This window comes from Neisseria sp. 74A18 (genome assembly GCF_001308005.1).
Lineage (GTDB): Bacteria > Pseudomonadota > Gammaproteobacteria > Burkholderiales > Neisseriaceae > Neisseria > Neisseria dumasiana.
This window is the reverse complement of record NZ_LGZA01000033.1, coordinates 1-22,803: the sequence shown is the minus strand read 5'-3', so window position 1 is coordinate 22,803 and position 22,803 is coordinate 1. Positions and strand designations below refer to the sequence as shown.

21 protein-coding genes and 1 other RNA gene are annotated in these 22,803 nt (G+C 51.9%); 9 read left to right on the top strand and 13 right to left on the bottom strand.

Annotated features, from left to right (window positions below; translation table 11 throughout):
- Positions 1–7 precede the first annotated feature (7 nt).
- The gene (rbfA, locus tag AKG43_RS09885; protein WP_054600402.1) at positions 8–379 is read right to left on the bottom strand and encodes a 30S ribosome-binding factor RbfA; all 372 of its coding nucleotides are present in this window, start codon (positions 377–379) and stop codon (positions 8–10) included.
- A 305-nt stretch (positions 380–684) separates the two neighbouring features.
- Here rbfA and AKG43_RS09880 point away from each other — a divergent pair, with 305 nt between their 5' ends.
- From AKG43_RS09880 to efp, 5 genes are all read left to right on the top strand, one after another.
- Positions 685–2,298: a glycosyltransferase gene (locus AKG43_RS09880; RefSeq protein ID WP_054600401.1), complete on the top strand. Its 1,614-nt coding sequence runs from the start codon at positions 685–687 to the stop codon at positions 2,296–2,298.
- A 134-nt stretch (positions 2,299–2,432) separates the two neighbouring features.
- The gene (gene serS, locus AKG43_RS09875) at positions 2,433–3,728 is read left to right on the top strand and encodes a serine--tRNA ligase (protein ID WP_054600400.1); all 1,296 of its coding nucleotides are present in this window, start codon (positions 2,433–2,435) and stop codon (positions 3,726–3,728) included.
- Positions 3,729–3,881: 153 nt separating this feature from the next.
- Complete coding sequence (locus tag AKG43_RS09870; RefSeq protein WP_054600399.1) at positions 3,882–4,322, top strand: DNA polymerase III subunit chi; 441 nt, start codon at positions 3,882–3,884, stop codon at positions 4,320–4,322.
- 495 nt (positions 4,323–4,817) lie between these two features.
- Positions 4,818–5,969: an elongation factor P maturation arginine rhamnosyltransferase EarP gene (earP, locus tag AKG43_RS09865; RefSeq protein WP_054600398.1), complete on the top strand. Its 1,152-nt coding sequence runs from the start codon at positions 4,818–4,820 to the stop codon at positions 5,967–5,969.
- Positions 5,970–6,013: 44 nt separating this feature from the next.
- Complete coding sequence (gene efp, locus AKG43_RS09860; protein WP_054600397.1) at positions 6,014–6,574, top strand: elongation factor P; 561 nt, start codon at positions 6,014–6,016, stop codon at positions 6,572–6,574.
- A 196-nt stretch (positions 6,575–6,770) separates the two neighbouring features.
- Here efp and AKG43_RS09855 read toward each other — a convergent pair whose 3' ends face one another.
- From AKG43_RS09855 to AKG43_RS13600, 6 genes are all read right to left on the bottom strand, one after another.
- Positions 6,771–8,132, bottom strand: coding sequence for a PFL family protein (locus AKG43_RS09855; protein ID WP_054600396.1), 1,362 nt, complete (start codon positions 8,130–8,132; stop codon positions 6,771–6,773).
- Positions 8,133–8,144: 12 nt separating this feature from the next.
- Positions 8,145–8,417 carry an ACT domain-containing protein gene (locus AKG43_RS09850; protein WP_054600395.1) on the bottom strand — a complete coding sequence of 91 codons (273 nt, stop codon included), beginning with the start codon at positions 8,415–8,417 and terminating at the stop codon, positions 8,145–8,147.
- A gap of 93 nt (positions 8,418–8,510) precedes the next feature.
- Positions 8,511–8,888, bottom strand: coding sequence for a holo-ACP synthase (gene acpS, locus AKG43_RS09845; protein WP_054600394.1), 378 nt, complete (start codon positions 8,886–8,888; stop codon positions 8,511–8,513).
- A gap of 47 nt (positions 8,889–8,935) precedes the next feature.
- Entirely contained in the window at positions 8,936–9,667 is a 732-nt protein-coding gene (pdxJ, locus tag AKG43_RS09840; RefSeq protein ID WP_054600393.1) for a pyridoxine 5'-phosphate synthase, read from the bottom strand.
- 52 nt (positions 9,668–9,719) lie between these two features.
- The gene (gene recO, locus AKG43_RS09835) at positions 9,720–10,466 is read right to left on the bottom strand and encodes a DNA repair protein RecO (protein ID WP_054600392.1); all 747 of its coding nucleotides are present in this window, start codon (positions 10,464–10,466) and stop codon (positions 9,720–9,722) included.
- Positions 10,467–10,720: 254 nt separating this feature from the next.
- Entirely contained in the window at positions 10,721–11,095 is a 375-nt protein-coding gene (locus AKG43_RS13600) for a helix-turn-helix domain-containing protein (protein WP_054600391.1), read from the bottom strand.
- Between the two features lie 148 nt (positions 11,096–11,243).
- Here AKG43_RS13600 and AKG43_RS09825 point away from each other — a divergent pair, with 148 nt between their 5' ends.
- Positions 11,244–12,134 (top strand): GTPase family protein, encoded by an 891-nt coding sequence (locus tag AKG43_RS09825; RefSeq protein ID WP_054600390.1) that lies wholly within the window; start codon positions 11,244–11,246, stop codon positions 12,132–12,134.
- Between the two features lie 84 nt (positions 12,135–12,218).
- Here AKG43_RS09825 and hpnC read toward each other — a convergent pair whose 3' ends face one another.
- Both hpnC and ffs read right to left on the bottom strand, forming a co-directional pair.
- Positions 12,219–13,034: a squalene synthase HpnC gene (hpnC, locus tag AKG43_RS09820; protein WP_054600389.1), complete on the bottom strand. Its 816-nt coding sequence runs from the start codon at positions 13,032–13,034 to the stop codon at positions 12,219–12,221.
- Between the two features lie 139 nt (positions 13,035–13,173).
- Positions 13,174–13,270: signal recognition particle sRNA small type (gene ffs / locus AKG43_RS12485), an RNA gene on the bottom strand.
- A gap of 303 nt (positions 13,271–13,573) precedes the next feature.
- Between ffs and AKG43_RS09815 the strand changes: the two genes are divergently transcribed.
- Together AKG43_RS09815 and AKG43_RS09810 are read left to right on the top strand one after the other, a co-directional pair.
- On the top strand, positions 13,574–17,404 hold the full coding sequence (locus tag AKG43_RS09815) for a DUF3683 domain-containing protein (protein WP_054600388.1): 3,831 nt from the start codon (positions 13,574–13,576) through the stop codon (positions 17,402–17,404).
- A gap of 98 nt (positions 17,405–17,502) precedes the next feature.
- A complete protein-coding gene (locus tag AKG43_RS09810; protein ID WP_054600387.1) occupies positions 17,503–19,410 on the top strand; it encodes an ATP-binding cassette domain-containing protein in 1,908 nt (635 codons plus the stop codon).
- 241 nt (positions 19,411–19,651) lie between these two features.
- Here the strand turns inward: AKG43_RS09810 and AKG43_RS12985 are convergent, their stop codons facing one another.
- The 3 genes from AKG43_RS12985 to AKG43_RS09795 form a co-directional block, all read right to left on the bottom strand.
- Positions 19,652–19,828: a hypothetical protein gene (locus tag AKG43_RS12985; RefSeq protein WP_054600386.1), complete on the bottom strand. Its 177-nt coding sequence runs from the start codon at positions 19,826–19,828 to the stop codon at positions 19,652–19,654.
- 77 nt (positions 19,829–19,905) lie between these two features.
- Positions 19,906–20,442, bottom strand: coding sequence for an NADPH-dependent FMN reductase (locus tag AKG43_RS09800; protein WP_054600385.1), 537 nt, complete (start codon positions 20,440–20,442; stop codon positions 19,906–19,908).
- 153 nt (positions 20,443–20,595) lie between these two features.
- Positions 20,596–21,135, bottom strand: a complete 540-nt coding sequence (locus AKG43_RS09795) for a DUF924 family protein (RefSeq protein ID WP_193777298.1) — start codon at positions 21,133–21,135, stop codon at positions 20,596–20,598.
- A gap of 227 nt (positions 21,136–21,362) precedes the next feature.
- Between AKG43_RS09795 and AKG43_RS09790 the strand changes: the two genes are divergently transcribed.
- A complete protein-coding gene (locus AKG43_RS09790) occupies positions 21,363–21,557 on the top strand; it encodes a hypothetical protein (RefSeq protein WP_004284309.1) in 195 nt (64 codons plus the stop codon).
- A 43-nt stretch (positions 21,558–21,600) separates the two neighbouring features.
- Here the strand turns inward: AKG43_RS09790 and trpS are convergent, their stop codons facing one another.
- Complete coding sequence (gene trpS / locus AKG43_RS09785) at positions 21,601–22,611, bottom strand: tryptophan--tRNA ligase (RefSeq protein ID WP_054600407.1); 1,011 nt, start codon at positions 22,609–22,611, stop codon at positions 21,601–21,603.
- Positions 22,612–22,803: the final 192 nt, after the last annotated feature.

Genomic DNA, 22,803 nt, shown 5'->3' with positions numbered 1-22,803 from the left:
TGCCGTATTAATCTTCAACAGGCTTTTCTGCCACAACTTTATCGATAAGATGGGAAATGCTCATGCCGCGCTCGAGCGATTCGTCATACTTGAAATGCAGCTCGGGTGTTTTAAACAGCTTGATGCGCTTGGATAATTCGGTGCGCAGATAACCTTTGGCATGTTCGAGCGCATCTTCGGTGATCTCACGGGTGCTGTCGTCAAGCACGGTGTAGTAAATCGTGGCATGACTGTAATCACGGGTTACGTCCACTTCGTTAATGGTAATAAAGCCTGCACGCGGGTCTTTCAGGCCGGTGCGCACCAGTTCGGCCATTTCGCGCATAATCTGTTCTTTAACACGGTCTTGGCGGGCATAGCCGCGCTGTGGTTTTCTCATGGTATTCCTTGATAATCAATAATGCCGTCTGAAAGCACATTCAGACGGCCGAGCATATGTCGAAACGTGATTATACTGTTTTTGCGCTAAGCGGGATATGCGGCCGACAATCAATATATCGTCTGAAACGATATAAACTAAAAAGCCAATACCTTTGCCAAACCCTCGAAAATATCGGAAACTCAGCGTTTTCTGAAAAAACCGTATGCAAACCGTGCTACCATGCTTTTCAGACGGCCTTACCTTATATGTCCAATATAACTCAAACCGTTTGCCTCAAACGGCTCTTCCTGCCCTAACCATTTATGCAAACACACAAAATCCCCGCCAGTGCCGTGATGCTGGTTAAAAATTCCGAACGCTATCTGCAAGAAGTGCTCACTGCTTTGAGCGACTTCGACGAAGTGCTGCTGCTCGACAACGGCTCTACCGACCGCACGCTTGAAATTGCCGCCCGCTTCGGCAACGTGCGCGTGTGCAAACACGAGTTTATCGGCTTCGGCCCGATGAAAAACCTCGCCGCGTCGTTGGCCAAACACAATTGGATTTTCAGTATCGACAGCGACGAAGTGCCCGATGCCGAGCTGATTGAAAGCATCCGCCGGGCGGTTGAACACAACGACCCGCAAACCGTCTATACCCTTTTGCGGCTCAACCACTACAACGGCCGCCTGATTAAAGGCTGCACATGGTATCCCGATATTTTGCCGCGACTTTACCAACGCACCCACACCGGTTTTTCCGACAGAAAAGTACACGAAGGCATCGTGCTTCCGCCCCAAACCGTCGTGCGCAAGCTCAACGGCCATCTGAAACATTATTCTTATGAAAATGTTGAAGGGCTGATTCACAAAATGCAGCATTACAGCACCCTTTATGCCGAAGAAAACCGTTATAAAAAAGATGCCACCCCTTTTAAAGGCTTGCTCCACGGCGCAGTAGCCTTTATTAAAAACTATCTGCTCAAACGCGGCTTTATGTATGGTGCCGACGGTTTGATTATTTCTTCGGTTAACGCACAAGGTTCGTACTATAAATACGTTAAGCTCTACGAACACAACCGCAACATGAGCGTGTCGCTGATCATCACCACCTACAACCGCCCCGATGCGCTGGCTTTGGTGTTGAAATCGGCATTGGCGCAAACCCGCCTGCCGCAGGAAATCATCATCGCCGACGACGGTTCCGACAGGCGTACCACCGAAGTGGTGGGTAAGTTTACCCAAGCCAGCCCCGTGCCGGTCAAACACACTTGGCAGAAAGACGACGGCTTCCGCGCCGCCGAATCACGCAACCGCGCCATCGCCGCCGCCACCTCGGATTACCTGATTATTATCGACGGCGACATGGTGCTCGATCCGTCGTTTATCGCCGACCACATCGCCGCGGCCAAAAAAGGCCGTCTGATTCAAGGCTCGCGCGTGATTCTCAGCAAAGAGCGTACCGAAGCCATATTAAACCAACCCGGCCTGCCTTTGCCGGAGCTGTCTTTTAGCTCAAACGGTGTGAAAAAACGCCTGTCCGCCCTGCGTCTGACCAAGCTCGCCAAGCTGCTCGGCAAACGCGGCAACCGCAAACACAAAGGCATTAAAAGCTGCAACATGGGCTTTTTCCGCGACGATGCGTTAGCGGTAAACGGCTTCAACAACGAATTTGTCGGCTGGGGGCGCGAAGACAGCGAGTTTGTCGCCCGCTGCTACCATAGCGGCATGAAGCGCCACAATCTGAAATTCGCCGGCATCGCCTACCATCTGTGGCACCACGAAGCCGAACGCGCCGCCCTGCCGCGCAACGATGCCCTGCTGCAAGCCACGTTGAATGAAAAGAAAACCCGCTGCGAACGCGGTGTGAACGAGTTTTTAGAAAAACCGCCCGCGCCTGATCCGCAACTGGAGCTACCGATAGAAGAAAACGCATAAGCATTCATGCAGATTCGATAAACACACAGCCCAAAGGTCTCAGGCCGTCTGAAAATGTTTTTCAGACGGTCTCTACACCCTGAATTGGTTTACAATAACGGCCATTCCGATTTTTACTTTGTTTGAGAGAAACCATGTTAGACATCCAACAACTCCGCAACCACACCGCCGCCGTCGCCGCCCGTTTGGCCGAACGCGGTTACGAATTTGACACCGCGCGTTTCGAAGCATTGGAAAACCAACGCAAACAGCTGCAAGTCCGCACCGAAGAATTACAGGCCGCCCGCAACAGCGAATCGAAAAAAATCGGCATGCTCAAAGGGCAAGGCAAACACGAAGAAGCCGAACAAGTGATGGCGCAGGTTGCCGATATCAAAAACGAACTCGAACAAAACGCCGTCAAACTCGAAGCCATCCAAACCGAATTCGAAGCATGGTTGGCCGGCATTCCCAACCTGCCGCACGAAAGCGTGCCGGTAGGAAAAGACGAAACCGAAAATGTGGAAGTGCGCAAAATCGGCACACCGCGCACATTTGATTTCGAAGTAAAAGACCACGTTGATTTGGGCGCGCCGCTGGGCTTGGATTTTGAAACCGGCGCACAGCTTTCCGGCTCACGCTTTACCGTGATGAAAGGCCAAATCGCCCGCCTGCACCGCGCTTTGGCACAATTCATGCTCGATACACACACCATGCAACACGGTTACACCGAGTGCTACACGCCCTATATCGTCAACGACAGCACCCTGTTCGGCACCGGCCAATTGCCGAAATTCGGCGAAGACCTGTTCCACGTTACCCGCGGCGGCGACGAAACCAAAACCACGCAATACCTGATTCCCACCGCCGAAGTTTCCCTCACCAACACCGTGGCCGACAGCATCGTGCCGTCTGAAAGCCTGCCGCTTAAACTGACCGCGCATTCGCCCTGCTTCCGCTCCGAAGCCGGCTCATACGGCAAAGACGTGCGTGGCCTGATCCGCCAGCACCAGTTTGACAAAGTGGAAATGGTGCAAATCGTCCACCCCGAAAAATCTTACAATGCGCTCGAAGAAATGGTAGGACACGCCGAAAAAATCCTGCAACTGCTGGAACTGCCCTACCGCGTGATTACCCTGTGCACCGGCGATATGGGCTTCGGCGCGGCCAAAACCTACGATTTGGAAGTATGGGTGCCCGCACAAAACACCTACCGCGAAATTTCGAGCTGCTCCAACTGCGAAGACTTCCAAGCCCGCCGCATGAAAGCCCGCTTTAAAGACGAAAACGGCAAAAACCGTTTGGTACACACCTTAAACGGCTCGGGTTTGGCGGTCGGCCGCACGCTGGTGGCCGTGCTGGAAAACCACCAAAACGCCGACGGCAGCATCAACATCCCCGCCGCCCTGCAACCTTATATGGGCGGTGTAAGCAAGCTGGAAGCCAAATAACGGCAAAGGCCGTCTGAACACTTTCAGACGGCCTCATCTTATTGTTTCCGCCGCAACCCGGCTTTACCGCATTTCCCATCTATATCAAACATACCCATACGACACTTCAGGCCGGCTGAAAAAACACAGCGCAACCGAACCCGAAAGACCAACATGCCTAAAGCAACATTCTATACCCATGTCGGCAACCCCTACGCCTTCACCTGCCGTTTGGCCGCCCGCGCCATGCAAAGCGGCTCCCGCGTGTTGGTGTGGGCGGATTCGCCCGAAGCCGTTACGCGCTTGGATATCAACTTATGGCAGTTCGAGTCGGCTAGTTTCCTGCCTCACGAAATATGGGAAACCGGTCAGACCTGCCCGCAAAATGTGCCTGTGGTGCTGGCTTACGGCAACACCCTGCCCGAAACGGAAAGCGGTTTGGTGGTGCTGAATCTTGCGCCCGATTTTTGGTGCGACGCGCCGGTGCCGCCTGCGCGGGTGTTGGAAATCGTCGGCAGTAGTTTGGAGGAGTTGGCCGAAGCCCGCGAACGCTTCCGCGCCTATCGAAACAGCGGTTTTGAAATCGAACACCACAACATGCAGGGCAAAGCGTAAACCCGCCGTATAGCAAATAAACTGTGTTTCTGTTAAAGCGTTGCTGTGCCTTAGCCCGAAGAGAACGATTATAAAGGCCGTCTGAAAACCGTTTTTTACATGCTCTTTACTGCTGAAAATTATTTTCCAAGCCACCGCCCATACTCAAAAATATCAAAAAATTTCCACCGCTTTTTATCATGACAAAACGCTAAATCCAAGTGCCGTCAATGCTTTGCCGCTTACTCACAAAAGATGTGGATAACTTTGTGGACAATATGTGAAATACCCGTCTTTTTCCCGAAAAATCAGGCTTTCCATAGTGTTGCACAAAAAATAAGCCTTTTATAAAAATCACTATATATCATCAAGTTACAATAGTTTTCAAGTTGTCAAGCATCCCACACAGGCACACACCGCCCAACTGAAAAACAGTGTGGATAAAAACATAAAAATGCTTGACAAAAGCTTTTCAAGCTATAATCTCCAGCCAGTCAAAGCCTTAACCGAGAAACCATGCCGTCTGAAAATACTTCCCCCAAAATTTGCTGGTTGTTTTGTAATGTTATCGATAACTTCGGCGATGTCGGCGTGTCGTGGCGGCTGGCACAAATGCTCACCCGCGAACTGGCCTTGCAGGTGCATTTATGGGCGGACGATGCCGCCGCCTTGCGCGCCCTTTGCCCCGATTTACCCGCTACGCCCTGCACCCATCAGCACATCACTATACAAACATGGCAGGCAAAGCGTACCGACGGCTTGGATAACGCCCCGCCGCCGCATATCGTTATCGAAACCTTCGCCTGCGATTTACCGCCCGATGTTTTGGCAGTTATCCGCCGATACCGCCCCTTATGGCTGAATTGGGAATACCTCAGCGCCGAAGACAGTAACGAAAAACTCCACGCCCTGCCCTCGCCCCAAGCCGACGGGCTGCAAAAATATTTTTGGTTTATGGGCTTCGGAGAACGGAGCGGCGGCCTCTTGCGCGAACAAGACTACGAAACACGCCGCCTTTTCAACGAACATACGTTCCGCAAAACCTTGCAACTCCCCGCGAAAACCGCCCCCGAATGGCTGCTGTTCGGCTATCACAGCCCCGTTTGGGCCGAATGGCTGACCATGTGGCAGCAAGCCGGGCAGCCGCTTACCCTGCTGTTAGCAGGCGGCCAGATTATCGACAGCCTGAAAACCGCCGAAGCCATACCGCAAAATGCCTTAATCGAAAACGGCAGCGTTTTTCAGACGGCCTCGGTTAAGCTGGTTAAGATACCGTTTATTCCCCAAAGCGATTTCGACCGCCTGCTGCACCTTTCAGACGGCCTCATCATCCGCGGCGAAGACAGCTTCGTGCGCGCCCAATTCGCCGCCAAACCCTTTTTCTGGCATATTTATCCGCAGGAAGAATCCGTGCATATCGACAAACTGCACGCCTTTTGGCACAAAGCCTATGCCGATTATCCCCAAAACATTCAAATCGCTCACCAAGCCCTGTCGGACGAACTGAACGGCGCAACCGCACTTACAGCCGAACTACGCCTCGCCGCATGGCAAACCCTGCAACAATGTGCTGATCTGTGGCAACAAAGTGCGGCGGATTGGAAAAACAGGCTTTTCCGACAACCCTCAGCCATCGAAAAACTAGCCAAATTTATCGAACACCGCTAAAATAACGCGTTTATTTTTACCGAATCAAAGATTGGAAACACAACATGAAAACCGCACAAGAACTGCGCGCAGGTAACGTATTTATGGTCGGCAACGACCCGATGGTGGTACAAAAAACCGAATACATCAAAGGCGGCCGCAGCTCTGCCAAAGTCAGCATGAAACTGAAAAACCTGCTGACCGGCGCAGCCACCGAAACCATCTACAAAGCCGACGACAAATTCGACGTCGTGATTCTGGCCCGCAAAAACTGCACATACAGCTACTTTGCCGACCCCATGTATGTATTCATGGACGAAGAGTTCAACCAATACGAAATCGAAGCCGAAAACATCGGCGACGCATTGAAATTCATCGTTGACGGCATGGAAGACGTATGCGAAGTAACTTTCTACGAAGGCAACCCGATTTCCGTAGAACTGCCCACCATCATCGTGCGCGAAGTGGAATACACCGAGCCGGCCGTTAAAGGCGACACCTCAGGCAAAGTGATGAAAACCGCGCGTTTGGTTGGCGGCACCGAAATCCAAGTAATGGCCTACGTTGAAAACGGCGACAAAATCGAAATCGACACCCGCACCGGCGAATTCCGCAAACGCGCTTAAGAAAATTACCGAATCTTTTTTCTTATGCGTTAAAGCCGAAATCTTTATAAAAGCGAATTCCTCTCGTACTATCAAGGATGAGAGGAATTTTTTTTTGTTTGCTTTTAGCAACTTACTCTTACGATATTGGGAGAGGCCGTCTGAAAAAAACCGTCTGAAAATATTTTCAGACGGCCTCTTAACCCATACAAACCAATCAATTCTTCATCGACTGCACCGGAGCGGGAATACGTCCGCCGCGGTTAACGAACACTTCGCACGAGCCTTCTTTCACGGGCATGATGGGTGCGTACCCGAGCAGGCCGCCGAATTCTACGCTGTCACCCACGTCTTTGCCCGGCACGGGGATAATGCGCACGGCGGTGGTTTTGCTGTTGATCATGCCGATGGCGGCTTCGTCGGCAATGATGCCGGAAATAGTGGCGGCAGAAGTCGTGCCCGGCACGGCTACCATATCCAAGCCGACGGAGCAGACGGCGGTCATGGCTTCGAGTTTGTCCAAAGTCAGCACGCCCGATTCGGCAGCGGCAATCATGCCTTCGTCTTCGGAAACGGGGATGAACGCGCCGCTCAAGCCGCCGACAGCGCTGGAGGCCATCATGCCGCCTTTTTTCACGGCATCGTTCAGCAAGGCTAAGGCGGCGGTGGTGCCGTGGGTACCGCACACGCTTAAGCCCATTTCTTCGAGGATGCGGGCTACCGAATCGCCTACGGCAGGCGTGGGTGCCAGCGACAAATCGAGAATGCCGAACGGAATGCCGAGCATTTTGCCAGCTTCGTGTCCGATCAATTCGCCGACGCGGGTGATTTTAAAAGCGGTTTTTTTCACCACTTCGGCCACTTCGGTAAGCGTTTCGACTTGAGCGTTTTCCAAAGCGGCTTTAACCACGCCGGGGCCTGATACGCCGACGTTGATAATCGCATCGGCTTCGCCAGCACCGTGAAACGCGCCGGCCATAAAGGGGTTGTCTTCGACGGCGTTGCAGAAAACGACGATTTTGGCACAACCGAAGCCTTCGGGCGTGATTTCGGCGGTTTCTTTAATGATTTCGCCCGCCAGTTTTACCGCGTCCATGTTGATGCCGGCGCGCGTGCTGCCGATATTGACGGAACTGCACACGATATCAGTAGTTTTCATGGCTTCGGGAATGGAGCGGATCAGCACTTCGTCCGACGGCGACATGCCTTTTTGCACCAACGCGGAAAAGCCGCCGATAAACGACACGCCGATGTCTTTGGCGGCTTTATCTAACGTTTGGGCGATGCTCACATACGAATCGGCTTTGGTTGCGGCGGCGATTTGGGCGATGGGCGTAACGGAAATGCGCTGGTTCACAATCGGCACGCCGTATTTGGCGGAAAGGTATTGCGCGGTCTTCACCAAATCTTTGCCGATGCGGGTGATTTTGTTGTAGATGTTTTGGTTGAGAATGTTGATGTCGGCGCTGATGCAGTCGTGCAGGTCGATGCCGATGGTGATGGTGCGCACGTCGAAATTCTGGTCGGCCACCATGCGCACGGTTTCTAATATTTCGCTGGATTGAATGCTGGTTGTCATGGTTTCAATCCTTTAAATGCGGTGCATGGCGTTGAAAATTTCTTCGTTTTGCATACGGATGTCGAGCGCGAGTTTTTTGCTCTCTTCTGCAAACAGGTCCAGCATTTCCTGACGTGATTTCGGGCATTTTGCCGTGTCCACCAAAATAATCATGGTAAAAAAGTCGTCCATCAGTTGTTGGCTGATGTTGAGGATGTTGATTTGGTTTTCGGCAAGCAGTTTAGACACGTCGTACACGATGCCGACGCGGTCTTTGCCGATTACGGTAATCACTGAATTGCTCATGTTGCGTTTCCTTGTTTCGAGTTGAGTTTGCAATCGGGTTTCAGACGGCCTGCGTATGGAAGAGGCCGTCTGAAAATAAAATGGATAAAGGTGTTATTTCTCCGCTACCACAAAAGCCAGCACTTTGTCTTCTTCGTCGCTCATGCTCAGATGCACGCGCTTGATGCCTTTTTCTTTCAGCCATTTTTGCAGTTCGGGTTCGCAATGGAACTCGGGTTTGCCCAATGCGTCATGGCCGATGCCGATGTTGCGCAGGCTGACGGGCGAGCGGATGCCGGTGCCGACGGCTTTGGCAAAAGCTTCTTTGGCGGCAAAGCGTTTGGCCAGAAAATTTACCGGACGCACCGCCTGCGGATATTCGAGCATCTCTACACGGCTGAGCAGGCGTTCGGCAAAGGTTTGTCCGTATTTTTTATGCAGTTTTTCGATGCGGCTCAGGGCAACGATGTCGGTACCGACTCCGTAAATCATGGCGTTTCCTTTGAATGGTTATTTCAGACGGCCTGAATCAGTCTTGATTAATAAGGCAGCGAGCGTGCTCTGAACATCACTTCCTTCATCTGGCGGATGGCTTCGGGCAGGCCGATAAAAATTGCCTGCGCCATCAACGAATGACCGATGTTCAGTTCGTGAATGGCCAGAATTTTGGCAATCGGGCCGACGTTATGAATGGTCAGGCCGTGGCCTGCGTTAACCACCAAACCCAAATCGCTGCCGAAATTCGCGCCTTCTTCAATCCGCAGCAATTGCGCCTGACGCTCTTGCGGCGTTTCTGCATCAGCATATGCGCCGGTGTGCAGTTCGATCACGGGCGCACCGACATCACGCGCCGCCTGAATTTGGGCTTCGTCGGCATCAATAAACAGCGAAACACGGATGCCGGCATCGGTAAGCGTTTTGGTAAATTCGGCGATTTTCTTTTGCTGCGCCAACACGTCCAATCCGCCTTCGGTGGTGACTTCTTCGCGGCGTTCCGGCACGATACACACGTCTTCGGGCATCACCTGCAAAGCGTTTTCCAGCATTTCTTCCGTTAAGGCCATTTCCAGATTCATGCGCGTGCGGATGGCCTGTTTGATGGCAAACACATCGGCATCTTTGATATGGCGGCGGTCTTCGCGCAAATGCAGGGTAATCAGGTCGGCACCGTGGGTTTCGGCAATCAGCGCGGCTTCGAGCGGGCTGGGGTAAATGGTGCCGCGTGCATTGCGCAGGGTGGCAACGTGGTCGATGTTTACGCCTAACAACATGGGAAATCCTTTCGTGTTTTGTCTGTTCAGACGGCCTGTTTGCCGTCTCAAATCAGGCCGTCTGAAACTGCTGCATCTGCTGCAATACCTGCCGCGATTTGATGCCTTCGGGCAGGCGGAAGTCAATCAGCATGCGGGTAAGTTTGAGTGCCTGCTGCAAACTCTCGCCGCTTTCGAAGCTGCCACTGCGCAATTGGATTAAGCTGCTGCCGTCCACCGCCACGCCCTGCACTTCGCCGGGCGGCAAACCGCCTGCTTCTTCAAACGGCAGCGGCGCGTGTTCGGGGCGCAGCCAGTAGCGGCGATCCGCAGTAACCGCCCCGCCGTGTTCGTCTTGCTGCAAATCAGGGGCGAAACCGAGTTCGGTTAACAACGTCCATTCAAAGCGGCGCAAAGCGGCAACATGGTTGGCTTCGTTGGCAATCGTCTGCATCACGGCATGCAGCGCATCGTAAAGGGCAGGATGCGGATCTTCGCGGGCGGTAAGTTTATACACCAGTTCGTTTACATACAAACCGCTAAACAGCGCCCTGCCCTGCGGCTGCCGCCAACCGCCCAGCCATTCGGCACGGTGCAGGGTTTTCAGTTCCTGCGAACCATACCACGAGGCACTCATCGGCACAAACGGCACCAGCACGCCGCGCAATTCGCTCTGGCGCGTGCGTGCGCTGCGTGCCAGCACAGCCACCCGCCCGTAACTGCGGCTGAACAATTCCACCCACAAACTGCTCTCCCGCCACGGCTTGGCGGTGAGCAGAAAAGCGGGTTCGTGGTTGATGCGGTGGGTTTGAGTGGTCATAAAAGATGAAGCGGGAAAATATCGCGGGATTATACTCCGTATCTTTCGCGAAAGTGAAAGGTCTCAGGCCGTCTGAAAACAAACTACACGAGCTTTCAGACGGCCTGAATATATTGAATATATATAGTCGATCAACTTAAATTTTACTACGACATTGCTGCGCTTTGCCTTACTATCTTTACTGTCTGAGGCTTGCTACCTTTTATTAAAAAATTAAATGGGTTAACTATACAAGCAACAAGCAGAGAAAAACTTTATTTTGTGATGGAATCTAAAAAATTAATCAAATGGCGTTTCTGTTCGCTGTTTAATCGGCTCCAATGATAATCCAAACGTGACTTCAACTCATCGTCTTTCACCGTCACATAAATTTTTTCCTGTGAAAAAGTAAGGTTTTCTGCTTGGCTGTCTGCAAAAAACCAACTTATCGGCGTATCCAAAATGACTGCGATATTCACTAGATGAGCAATATTGATTTTGGTTGCCCCCCGTTCATAGCGTGAAAACTGTTGCTGCGACACACCTATTTTCTCGGCTAACTCTTCCGCACTCAAACCCGTTTCCTTCCGACGCTGCTGTATCCGTTTGCCGATAGCTGCATCAACTTCTGCTGCTACAAATCGTGCCATTCTGAAACCTTTAAAGCTGTTTACTCAATGAATGGCATTTTTTGTAATTTTTACATTTACATTGATAGTTATGGTGTTGTATATTCCAGAAATTACTCAATGAAAGAGTAAAAATAATTTAACTATTTATTTTAAGGGACTTTAAAACATGTCTGAATCCAATCAAACACACCTCAACCACGATGAGTTACATAAATTGAAAGAAGCCATTCGCAACAAAGTCAACGAAATGCGCAACTATACGCCCAAAATCGGCGTATTCGGCGTTACAGGCGTGGGAAAATCATCACTTTGTAACGCTTTATTTGGTAGCGATATGGCTGAAGTAAGCGATGTGGCAGCCTGTACAAGAAACCCTCAGGTGCTGTTTATCTCAAACGGTAACGGAAAAGGAATTAAATTAATTGACGTTCCCGGGGTAGGGGAAGGGATCGAACGGGACGTAGAATATTTCGAATTATATAAAAACCTAATGCCTGAATTGGATTTGGTACTTTGGGTAATCAAAGCCGACGACCGAGCTTATACTGTAGCCGAAAAAGCCTATAAAGAAATTCTCAAGCCTCATGCGGAACGCTGCCCTGTAATATTTGTAATTAATCAAGTAGATAAAATCAACCCCGTGCGTGAGTGGGATACGGGAAAAAACCAACCCGGAGAAAAACAATGTAAAAACATTTTGGAAAAGGAAAAGGAGATTAGCAAAGCATTTGATATTTCAGCCAAATCCATCAGTTCCGTATCGGCAGAAGAAAAATACAATCTGCTGCCGCTTATGGATTTAATCGTAGAGGTATTGCCTAAAGACAAAAAATATGCGGTTCTAAGAGAGGCAAAGGATGAGGTAAAAAACGAAACCATGCAGATAAAAGCCGAAAAAGGCATTTGGGATACCATTAAAGAATTTGCAGGCGGAGCTTGGGAGTCTGTAAAAGATTATGCGATTGATTTTTTGAAAACAAATATCGTTTCCGTCTCGGCTCAAGCCATTCCAACCGCAACCAGAATAATTAAAGAAATTCTGAAAAAACACTCTTAAAAATAATCATCTTTAAAAACTGAAGCCGTCTGAAAACAACTTTTCAGACGGCCTCAATTCAATCAATAAACATCAAACACGGCATCACTTTTTCAACACCGCCCGTTTCACGATCTTCCACCAGTCGGCCGCTTCCAATTTAGGGCGGTGGTTGAACACATCGTAGCGGTTTGCGTCGAGCTTGTTCAAAATCTGTTGGCCGCCGAGAATGATCATACGCAACTCAAAACCGATGCGCCCTTTCAAAGTTTTTGCCAACGGAGAACCGGCTTTCAGCATTTGATGGGCGCGGGTGCATTGGTGCGCCATCAGCCGCTGGAAAGCGAAATCGGCCTTACCCTCTGCGATTTGTGCTTCGCTGACGCCGAATTTTTCCAAATCCTGCTGCGGAATATACACCCGCCCTTTCTGCCAATCGACCGCCACATCCTGCCAAAAATTGATCAGTTGCAAAGCCGTACAGATGCCGTCGCTTTGGGCGATGCTGCGTTCATCTGTCACACCGTAAAGATGCAGCAGAATCCGGCCGACGGGATTGGCAGAGCGGCGGGCATAATCTACCAGTTCGCCGAAATGCTGGTAACGCTTTTTCACTACGTCTTGGCTGAAAGCGGAAAGCAGATCGTAAAACGGCTGCAAGGGCACGCCGAACGGCTGGAGCACTTCCCGCTGCAAACGGCGCATCAAATCGGTTTCGGGTGTTTCACCGCGTGAAATTCTGTCTAATTCCTGCCGCAGTCCGTCCAGCTGCTGCAAGCGCACATCATCCGGCACATCGCCTTCATCGGCCATATCGTCTGCCGTGCGGGCGAAAGCGTAAACGGCATGAACCGGTTTTCGCAAACGACGGGGCAATACCAAAGACCCGACGGGGAAGTTTTCATAATGGTTAACCGACATGGCAGATATTCCCAATAAAAACAAAACATTCAGACGGCATCTACTCAATCTGTAAAAGTAACAGGCCGAGCCTTGCTCTTAAAGCCGTCTGAAAAGTAAAACACCGACGGCTCAGACAAGCCGTCGGTGTTTGGTAAAGGGTGGCGAGCCCAACCCCCGGCACTGGCGCATCAGAGTGGGCTGCTGGCTTCCGCCCCTGACCCGTTGTTCCGAATTACCATGCGGGGAGACCCGCCGTAAGTCGTGCATTATAGCCGCTTTGTGTGAAAATACCAATAGCCTGTTGCCTGAGGCGCACAAAAATACCGCAATTGTCGACAAAAATGCCGTCTTTATGAACGCGCTGCATAATGTTCAGCCATATTTTTCCATTGAAAAACAATCGGAATTACATTAAATTACGATTTTGTTACATGAACATTTTTTTCAGACGGCCTGATTCGGGCCGTCTGAATCCTTAAATAAAAAATAAACTGTTACGGATAAAAAACTTACGCTTGCCGCACAGTTTAAAAAAGAATGATACGGAACCGCCCGCCATGACCACAGCCACACAGCAACGCATACGCGAAATCCCCTATAACTACACATCTTATTCCGACCGCGAAATCGTCGTCCGCCTGCTGGGTTCGGAAGCGTGGAACGTATTACAGGACTTGCGCGGCCAACGCAGAACCGGCCGTTCGGCACGGATGCTTTTTGAAGTATTGGGCGATATTTGGGTCGTTACCCGCAACCCCTATCTGGTGGACGACCTGCTCGAGCATCCCAACCGCCGCGAGGCTTTGGTGAAAGAAATGCGCCACCGCTTAAACGAAATCCAAAAACGCCGCGACAACAACGAACAGGTATCCGAACTGTTGCAGGCGGCAGAAGCGGCGGTTCAGCGTTTCGACGAAAGCTTTGAAAGCACCCGCAGAAAGCGTGAACAGATTCTGGCGCGCCTGTCCAAAATCACCAAAAAACACAACATCATGTTCGACGGCCTCGCCCGCGTGGTGCATGTTACCGACGCTACCGACTGGCGCGTGGAATATCCGTTTGTGGTCATCAACCCCGACACCGAAGACGAAATCGCACCTTTGGTAAAAGCTTTAATCGAACTTGATTTAACCATCATTCCGCGCGGCGGCGGCACGGGCTATACCGGCGGCGCGGTGCCGCTCGATGCCATGAGCGCGGTCATCAACACCGAAAAACTCGACAAACACAACGGCGTGGAATATGTGGAACTGCCCGGCTTGGAAGGCAAACACCCGATTATCCATTGCGGCGCGGGCGTGGTAACGCGGCGGGTGGAAGAAACCGCCACGGCCAACAAACTCGTGTTTGCGGTTGACCCGACTTCCGCCGATGCTTCCTGCGTGGGTGGCAACGTGGCCATGAACGCAGGCGGCAAAAAAGCCGTGTTATGGGGTACGGCATTGGACAATCTTGCCTACTGGAAAATGGTCAACCCGCAAGGCGAATGGCTGAAAATCGAGCGTGTGCGCCACAACTTCGGCAAAATCCACGACGAAGAAACCGCTGTTTTCGATGTGCATACTTTAGATTCAGACGGCCTCAACATCGTTAAAACCGAACGCTTGGAAATCCCCGGTCGCCAATTCCGCAAAGTCGGCCTCGGCAAAGACGTTACCGACAAATTCCTCAGCGGCCTGCCCGGCGTGCAAAAAGAAGGCACCGACGGCATCATCACCAGCGTGGCCTTCGTGCTGCACACCATGCCGAAACACATCCGCACCATTTGTTTGGAGTTTTTCGGCACCGTTGCCAACGCCACGCCGTCTATCGTAGAAATCCGCGATTATCTGCTCGGCCACGAACAGGTACAGCTGGCGGGCTTGGAACATCTCGACTGGCGTTATGTGCGCGCGGTCGGCTATGCCACCAAAGCGGCAGGCAAAGGCCGCCCGAAAATGGTGCTGATTGCCGACATCGTGAGCGACGATGAAGCCGCCGTTATCGAAGCGGCCGAGCATATCGTCAAACTGGCGCAAGCCCGCGACGGCGAAGGCTTTATCGCCGTTACTCCCGAAGCACGCAAAACCTTCTGGCTCGACCGCAGCCGCACCGCCGCCATCGCCAAGCACACCAATGCCTTTAAAATCAATGAAGACGTGGTGATTCCACTGGAGCGTTTGGGCGAGTATTCAGACGGCATCGAGCGCATTAACATCGAACTGTCGATTAAAAACAAACTCGCCTTGTGTGAAGCCTTAATCCAATATCTGCAAGGCAACCTGCCGGTGGACAAAATGGGCACCGACCTGCCCAGCAGCGAATTGTTGGGCGAACGCGCCAAACACGCGCTCCAACACGTTTCCGCCGTGAAAGAGCGCTGGGAATGGCTGCTTAGCAACCTCGACGCGCCTTTGGGCGAATACAAACAACGCTACGGCCATGTCGTCCACGCCGCGCCCGAAGCCAAAGATGAAGAAAGCTGCTTCATCGCCTTCCGCGATTTCCGCCTGCGCGTGTCGATTAAAGCCGACGTGATGAAACCCCTGTCTGAAATCTTCAGCGGCAAGGCCGACACCAAAATCATGGAAGGTTTGGCCAAGATTCACAGCCGCGTGGTGCGCGGACGCGTGTTCGTCGCCCTGCACATGCACGCGGGCGACGGCAACGTCCATACCAATATTCCCGTGAATTCAGACGATTACGACATGCTGCAAACCGCCCATAAAGCGGTGGAACGCATCATGAAAATCGCCCGCAGCCTCAACGGCGTGATTTCCGGCGAACACGGTATCGGCATCACCAAGCTCGAATTTCTCACCGACGAAGAAATGCAGCCCTTCTGGGACTACAAAGCCAAAGTCGATCCGCAAGGCCGCTTCAACCGCCACAAACTCATGCGCGGCTCCGACTTGCGCAACGCCTACACGCCTTCATTTGAGCTGCTCGGCGTGGAATCGCTGATTATGGAGCAGTCCGACCTCGGCACCATCGCCGAATCGGTGAAAGACTGCCTGCGCTGCGGCAAGTGCAAACCCGTATGCAGCACCCATGTGCCGCGCGCCAACCTGCTGTATAGCCCGCGCAACAAAATCCTCGGTGTCGGCTTGCTAACCGAAGCGTTTTTATACGAAGAACAAACCCGCCGCGGTGTATCGCTGCGCCACTTCGACGAATTAAACGACCTCGGCGACCACTGCACCGTGTGCCACCGCTGCGTGAAGCCCTGCCCCGTCAACATCGACTTCGGCGACGTAACCGTAGCCATCCGCAATTATCTGCGCAAAGCCGGCAAACGCAAGTTCAACCCCGCCGTCGCCGCCGGCATGGCCTTCCTCAACGCCAAAGATCCGCGCACCATCCAAGTATTGCGCAAAGGCGTGGTGGAAGCCGGTTTCAAATTTCAGAATATGGCATACAACTGGGGAAAGAAAGCCCATATCGGTGCAGGCCGTCTGAAAAAAGCCCCCAAAGCCACCACGGGCGGCTCGCCGATTAAAGAGCAGGTGGTGCATTTCATCAACCGCCCGCTGCCGCGCCATGTGCCGATTAAAACCGCGCGCGCTTGGTTGAACATCGAAGACAACAAAACCGTGCCGATTATCCGCAACCCGCAGCTTTCCGAAGACAGCGAAGCCGTGTTCTACTTCCCCGGCTGCGGCTCCGAGCGGCTGTTCAGCCAAGTCGGACTGGCTACGCAAGCGATGCTCTGGCATGCCGGCGTACAAACCGTGCTGCCGCCGGGCTACCTCTGCTGCGGCTATCCGCAAGACGCAGGCGGCAACAAAGACAAAGCCGAACAGATGACCACCGAAAACCGCGTGCTCTTCCACCGCTTGGCCAACACCTTAAACTACCTCGACATCAAAACCGTGGTGGTAAGCTGCGGCACTTGTTACGACCAGCTGGAAAAATACCGCTTCGAAGACATTTTCCCCGGCTGCCGCATCATTGATATTCATGAGTTTTTATTGGAAAAAGGCATCAAGCTCGACGGCATTACGGGTCAGCAGTATCTCTACCACGACCCCTGCCACAGCCCCATCAAAACCATGAACGCCACCAAAATGACCAGCGAATTGATGGGCAAAGAAGTGGTGTTGAGCGACCGCTGCTGCGGCGAATCGGGCATGTTTGCCGTCAAACGGCCCGACATCGCCACACAGGTCAAATTCCGCAAGCAGGAAGAAATCGAGAAAAACCTCAAGCAGCTGCCGCAGGGCGAGCCGGTCAAAATGCTCACCTCCTGCCCCGCCTGCCTGCAAGGTTTGAGCCGCTACACCGACGACAACGCCATGCCCGCCGACTACATCGTGGTGGAGATGGCGAAACACATCCTCGGCGACAACTGGCAAAACGAGTTTGTCGAAAAAGCCAATAACGGCGGTATTGAAAAAGTGTTGCTGTAAACCTTCCCGCCGATGAGATGAGGCCGTCTGAAAACCATTTCAGACGGCCTCGTTTGCCAAAATCAGTTAAAATAACCCATTTTTGCACACCCGATATTATGAACATCCTGCAAGCAGAAAACCTTTCCTTTGCCGTCGGCCACGTTGCCCTTTTAGACAAAGCCTCTTTCCAACTCGACAGCGGCGAAAAAATCGGCTTGATCGGCCGCAACGGTGCGGGCAAATCCTCTTTTCTGAAAATTCTTGCCGGTGTGCAAAAAGCAGATGACGGCCAACTCATCCTACAAAACGGCCTGAAAACCGTTTATGTGCCGCAAGAATCGTTTTTCGACCCGCAAGCCACCGTATTCGATGTAGTGGCCGACGGGCTGGGCAGCCTGCGCGATATCTTGCGCCGCTACCATCATGTCAGCCAGCAACTCGAAAACGGCGAAAACGCAGCCTTGCTGAAAGAGCTGCACGAACTGCAAACCGAATTAGAAACGCAAAACGGCTGGCAGTTCGATGCCGCCATCAAGCAAACCATCAGTGAAATCGGCTTGCCCGAAAACGAAACCATCGCCAACCTTTCCGGCGGCCAGAAAAAACGGCTGGCCTTAGCCCAAGCATGGGTGCAGAAGCCCGATGTATTGCTGCTCGACGAGCCGACCAACCATCTCGATATCGACGCGATTCTGTGGCTGGAAAACCTTTTACAGCAATTTTCCGGCAGCATCGTCGTCATCACCCACGACCGCCGCTTTCTCGACAATATCGCCAACCGCATCGTCGAATTAGACCGCGGCATACTGCGCTCCTACCCCGGCAGCTTTTCCAAATACAGCGAGAAAAAAGCCGAAGAATTAGCCGTTGAAGCCGAGCACAACCGCCTGTTCGACAAATTTCACGCCCAAGAAGAAGCATGGATACGCAAAGGCATCGAAGCCCGACGCACCCGCAACGAAGGCCGCGTCAAACGCTTGGAAGAACTGCGCAAACAGCGCGCCGCCCGCCGCGAACGCCAAGGACAGGTCAACTTCAAACTGGATGCCGGTGAAAAAAGCGGCAAAATCATCGCCGAACTCGAACACGCTTCGTTTCAATACGGCGACAAAATCATCATGGACAAATTCTCCACCGTGATCCAGCGCGGCGACAAAATCGGCCTTATCGGCCCCAACGGCATCGGTAAAACCACTTTTCTGAAGCTGATTTTGGGCGAGCTGCAACCCACTTACGGCAGAATCCGTTTGGGCAGCAAACAGGAAGTCGCGTATTTCGACCAGTTTCGCAGCGCGCTGAACGAAAACGACACCGTGTTTTACACCCTCGGCCAAGGCAACGATTATGTGGAAGTCGGCGGCAAAAAAAAGCATGTGATGAGCTATTTGGAAGACTTCCTTTTCCACCCCGCCCGCGCCCAAAGCCCTGTATCGTCGCTGTCCGGCGGCGAACGCAACCGCCTGCTGTTGGCCAAACTGTTTACCCGTCCGGCCAACATTCTCGTGCTCGACGAACCGACCAACGACTTGGATATCGAAACTCAGGAATTGCTCGAAGAATTACTGCGCGATTATCAAGGCACGGTATTCTTGGTCAGCCACGACCGGATGTTTTTAGACAACGTGATCACGCAAAGCATTGTGTTTGAGGGAGAAGGCCGTCTGAAAGAATATATCGGCGGTTATGAAGACTATCTCGATGCCAAAAAACGCGAACAATCAATTCAGACGGCCTCAGAGCAAAAATCCGCAGAACCTGCCGCCGAAAAGAGCAAACCCAAAGCCAACCGCACCGTAAAACTCTCCTACAAAGAGCAGCGCGAGCTTGAAGCCCTTCCCGAAGAAATCGCTGCGCTTGAAGCCGAACAGGCAGAAATCAATACCCGCCTTTCCGACCCCGAAGTCTTTAAGGACTACGAACAAGCCGGTGCATTGCAAACGCGTGCGGAAGAAATCGAAATGCTGCTGCTGGAAAAATTGGAACGCTGGGAAATTTTGGAAAACAAACAAAACGGAGTGGTGTAACCCGAAAAGACCTTTGCAAAACCTTCGGATGTGAACGAGTTCAAGCATATCCTATATGACAATCCACTTATTTTTGATGGAAACAGCAAGCCGCAGATAAGCGGTTTTGCGATAACCAACCGGCCGTCTGAACATTTCAGACGGCGGTTGGTTATCGCCAATAAACTTCATTGCTACGGCGTCGCACGGCTTGCCGTTTTGCATCAAAAATAAGTTTATTTGCTATATGGTGTCTCAAACTTCAACCTGCCGCCAACACATACCAGCCCAAAGCCAACGCAGATGCTGCCAGCAGCACCCACGCTCCGGTTTGCACTGTCTCGTGTACTGCCCGTTTATGTTTGCGGTTAAATAAGCGGTTAACCACCAAGCTAAGCAAGGCGACTAAAAAAACAATGCGTAAAATGCGGCCTATCATGGTTCAGCTGTTCCGCCCACAAAGTAAAGCAACCCGTAAAACACCGATGTCCGCCGTTACCGGCGGTGTTTTCGGTTTTATTTTGCCGCCCAAGCATAAAACGCGGCGGCGAATTTATTTAAGAAGCCTGCCGTGCGTTCGTCTGCCACTTTGCCGTTATCCAACGCAGCGGATGCACGGCTGAGAAATACTTCGGGCGCAATCAGCACATCCGCGCCCATCGCCTGCAAACTTTGGCGGATGTGCAAGGCCGCATTGATGCCGCCGTAACTGCCGGGCGAAGCGGTGGCAACAGCCACTTTTTTGCCTGCCCATACGCTTTGACCGCTGGGGCGCGAAGCGATGTCGATGAGGTTTTTCAGAGCCGCCGGCATGGTGCGGTTATGTTCGGGGCTGACCATCAGCACGGCATCGGCGGCTTTCAGCTGGGCACGCACGCGCTCGTAAGCCGGTACGTTCTCGCCGTCGAGGTCTTGGGTATAAAGCGGCAGATCACCGATGTTTACTTCTTCGATTTCCACACCTTCGGGCGCTTGGGCGGTAATGTGTTCTGCAACTGCGCGGTTGATGGATTTGCGGCTCAAACTGCCGATAACGAGAGCGATTTTAGTCATGAATACTCCTGATAAATTGCTGGTTGACGGTTTATCCTGCCCGCACATTTCATCATGCGGAACAGCCGGAAACCTTTACAAAGCCCTCTCTGCGCAACGTTTCTGCTCGGTCCGCTGCAAACGGGGGATGGCAAAGGTCTCAATTAGTTGTGGTTAAAACGATGATCCCGGCTCTTGCAGAAAGGCGATTTCTTCTTCGGTGCTTTCCCGACCTAAAACGGCATTGCGGTGCGGGTAGCGGCCGAAGCGGTCGATAATCACTTTATGTTTGATTTCAAATTCAAGCGCATGGGGTGTGGTATAGCGTTCAAACCATGCCAACGCCTGTTCGTGAATCGCACGGCTTTCGCTGTGCATCAGCGGCATCAGCATAAAGTGGCGTTCGGAAGGCTCCATTTCTTCAAAACCGGGCTGGCGCACGGCTTCCTGAGCCAATGCCACCGCCATATTGTCTTGTGCGAAAGCAATCGGGCTGTTGCGGAACAGATTGCGCGAAAACTGGTCGAGCACAATGATTTCGGCCAGCCGTCCGTGCAGGGTTTCCCGCCAGCCGTCCAATTCGGAATACACGGCTTGCTGCCAAATATCGGCAAAGCGGCTGCGGATTTGCGCGTCGAATTCATCGTTTCCACTAAACCAATAAGGCCGGTTTTGTTCGTCGAACCAAAAATCGAGCACGGTTTGAGGCTTCATCATCATTCCTTCTTTAAAAAACTTTTTGAAAAACAAACACACATTCAGACGGCCGAGGGTGTTAACGGAAACGGTTATAAACCCATTCCAACCTTATTTAAAACAATATATCAGCGGTAAAACAACATCAAAATGCGATAAATGTTTTTTCAGACGGCCTGATACGGTTTAGAATGAAGCCGTCTGAACACTTACCCACCCAAACGAACCGCAAGAAAGGAATCCATATGAAACCTACCCAACAAGACAGCACATTCGACCTCACGCCTGCGGAAGAAATGGAAGCCGAAGAACGCGAACTGATTATTGAAGATTCGGTAGATGATTTGGTTACTTATTCCGACCATCCCTTAAGCGACTGTGAAATCGAAAACAAAAGGCTGCATTTGGAAGACATCAAACCCGAGCCTGAAGACGAATAATCCCTTCGCCAAACTCAGGTTCAACGCCTTTTCGTTTCAAACCTTATTTCAAAGCCCGGATACCCACGGCATCGCGCACTTGATCAAGCAGCACGCGCGCCTGTTTCCGGGCTTTTTGTGCGCCTGCCTGCAAAATATCTTCGATCTGCGCGGGGTTGGCGGTTAAGGCATTGTAGCGTTCGCGCGGTTCGGCCAATTCGGCATTGATTTTCGCGGCAAGCATTTTTTTGGCTTCGCCCCATGCCAAGCCTTCGGCCAGCATTCGCGTGAATTCGGCGGTTTCGGCAGTTGTGGCAAAGGCTTTGTAAATCTCGAACAACGGGCTTTCGTCTGGCTGTTTCGGCTCGCCCGGCTCTTTTAAGTTGGTGATGATTTTATTCACCGATTTTTGGGTTTTCTTATCGTTTTCCCACAGCGGAATGGTGTTGCCGTAGCTCTTGCTCATCTTACGGCCGTCCAAGCCCACCAGCAATTCTACGTTTTCGTCGATTTTCACTTCGGGCAGCGTAAACACTTCTTTAAAGCGGTGGTTGAAACGGCCGGCAATATCGCGCGCCATTTCAACGTGTTGGATTTGATCGCGGCCTACCGGCACTTCTTGCGCGTTAAACATCAAAATATCGGCGCTCATCAAAATCGGGTAGCTGTACAAACCCATTTCGATTTGGTGGTCTTGGTCTTCCTGCCCTTTATCCAGATTTTCCTGCACCGCCGCTTTGTAGGCATGGGCGCGGTTCATCAGGCCTTTGGCGGTGATGCAGGTCAGAATCCAGTTCAATTCCATGATTTCGGGAATGTCGCTCTGGCGGTAAAATGTGGTTTTTTCGGGGTCTAAACCGCAAGCCAGCCAAGTGGCGGCAACGGCTTGGGTGGATTCGTGAATCAGCTCGGGATCATGGCATTTGATGATGCCGTGGTAATCGGCGAGAAACAGGAAAGATTCGGTATCCGGCGCATGCGAGGCTGCAATCGCGGGGCGGATAGCGCCGACGTAGTTGCCTAAGTGTGGAATGCCGGTGGTGGTTACGCCGGTTAAAACGCGTTTTTTATTCATTTTGTTCTCTTTAAATAAGATTTCAGACGGCCTGTTCAAACAGAGGCCGTCTGAAACGGCAATCATAAAAATCAAGTGGCGGATTATACATCAAACACGGTTTTCAGACGGCCTTTACACACAATCCGCCGCGTTTTTCGTAGAGGCATATCAAACTTATCCACAAGCATATTTTATTAATATTCATATATT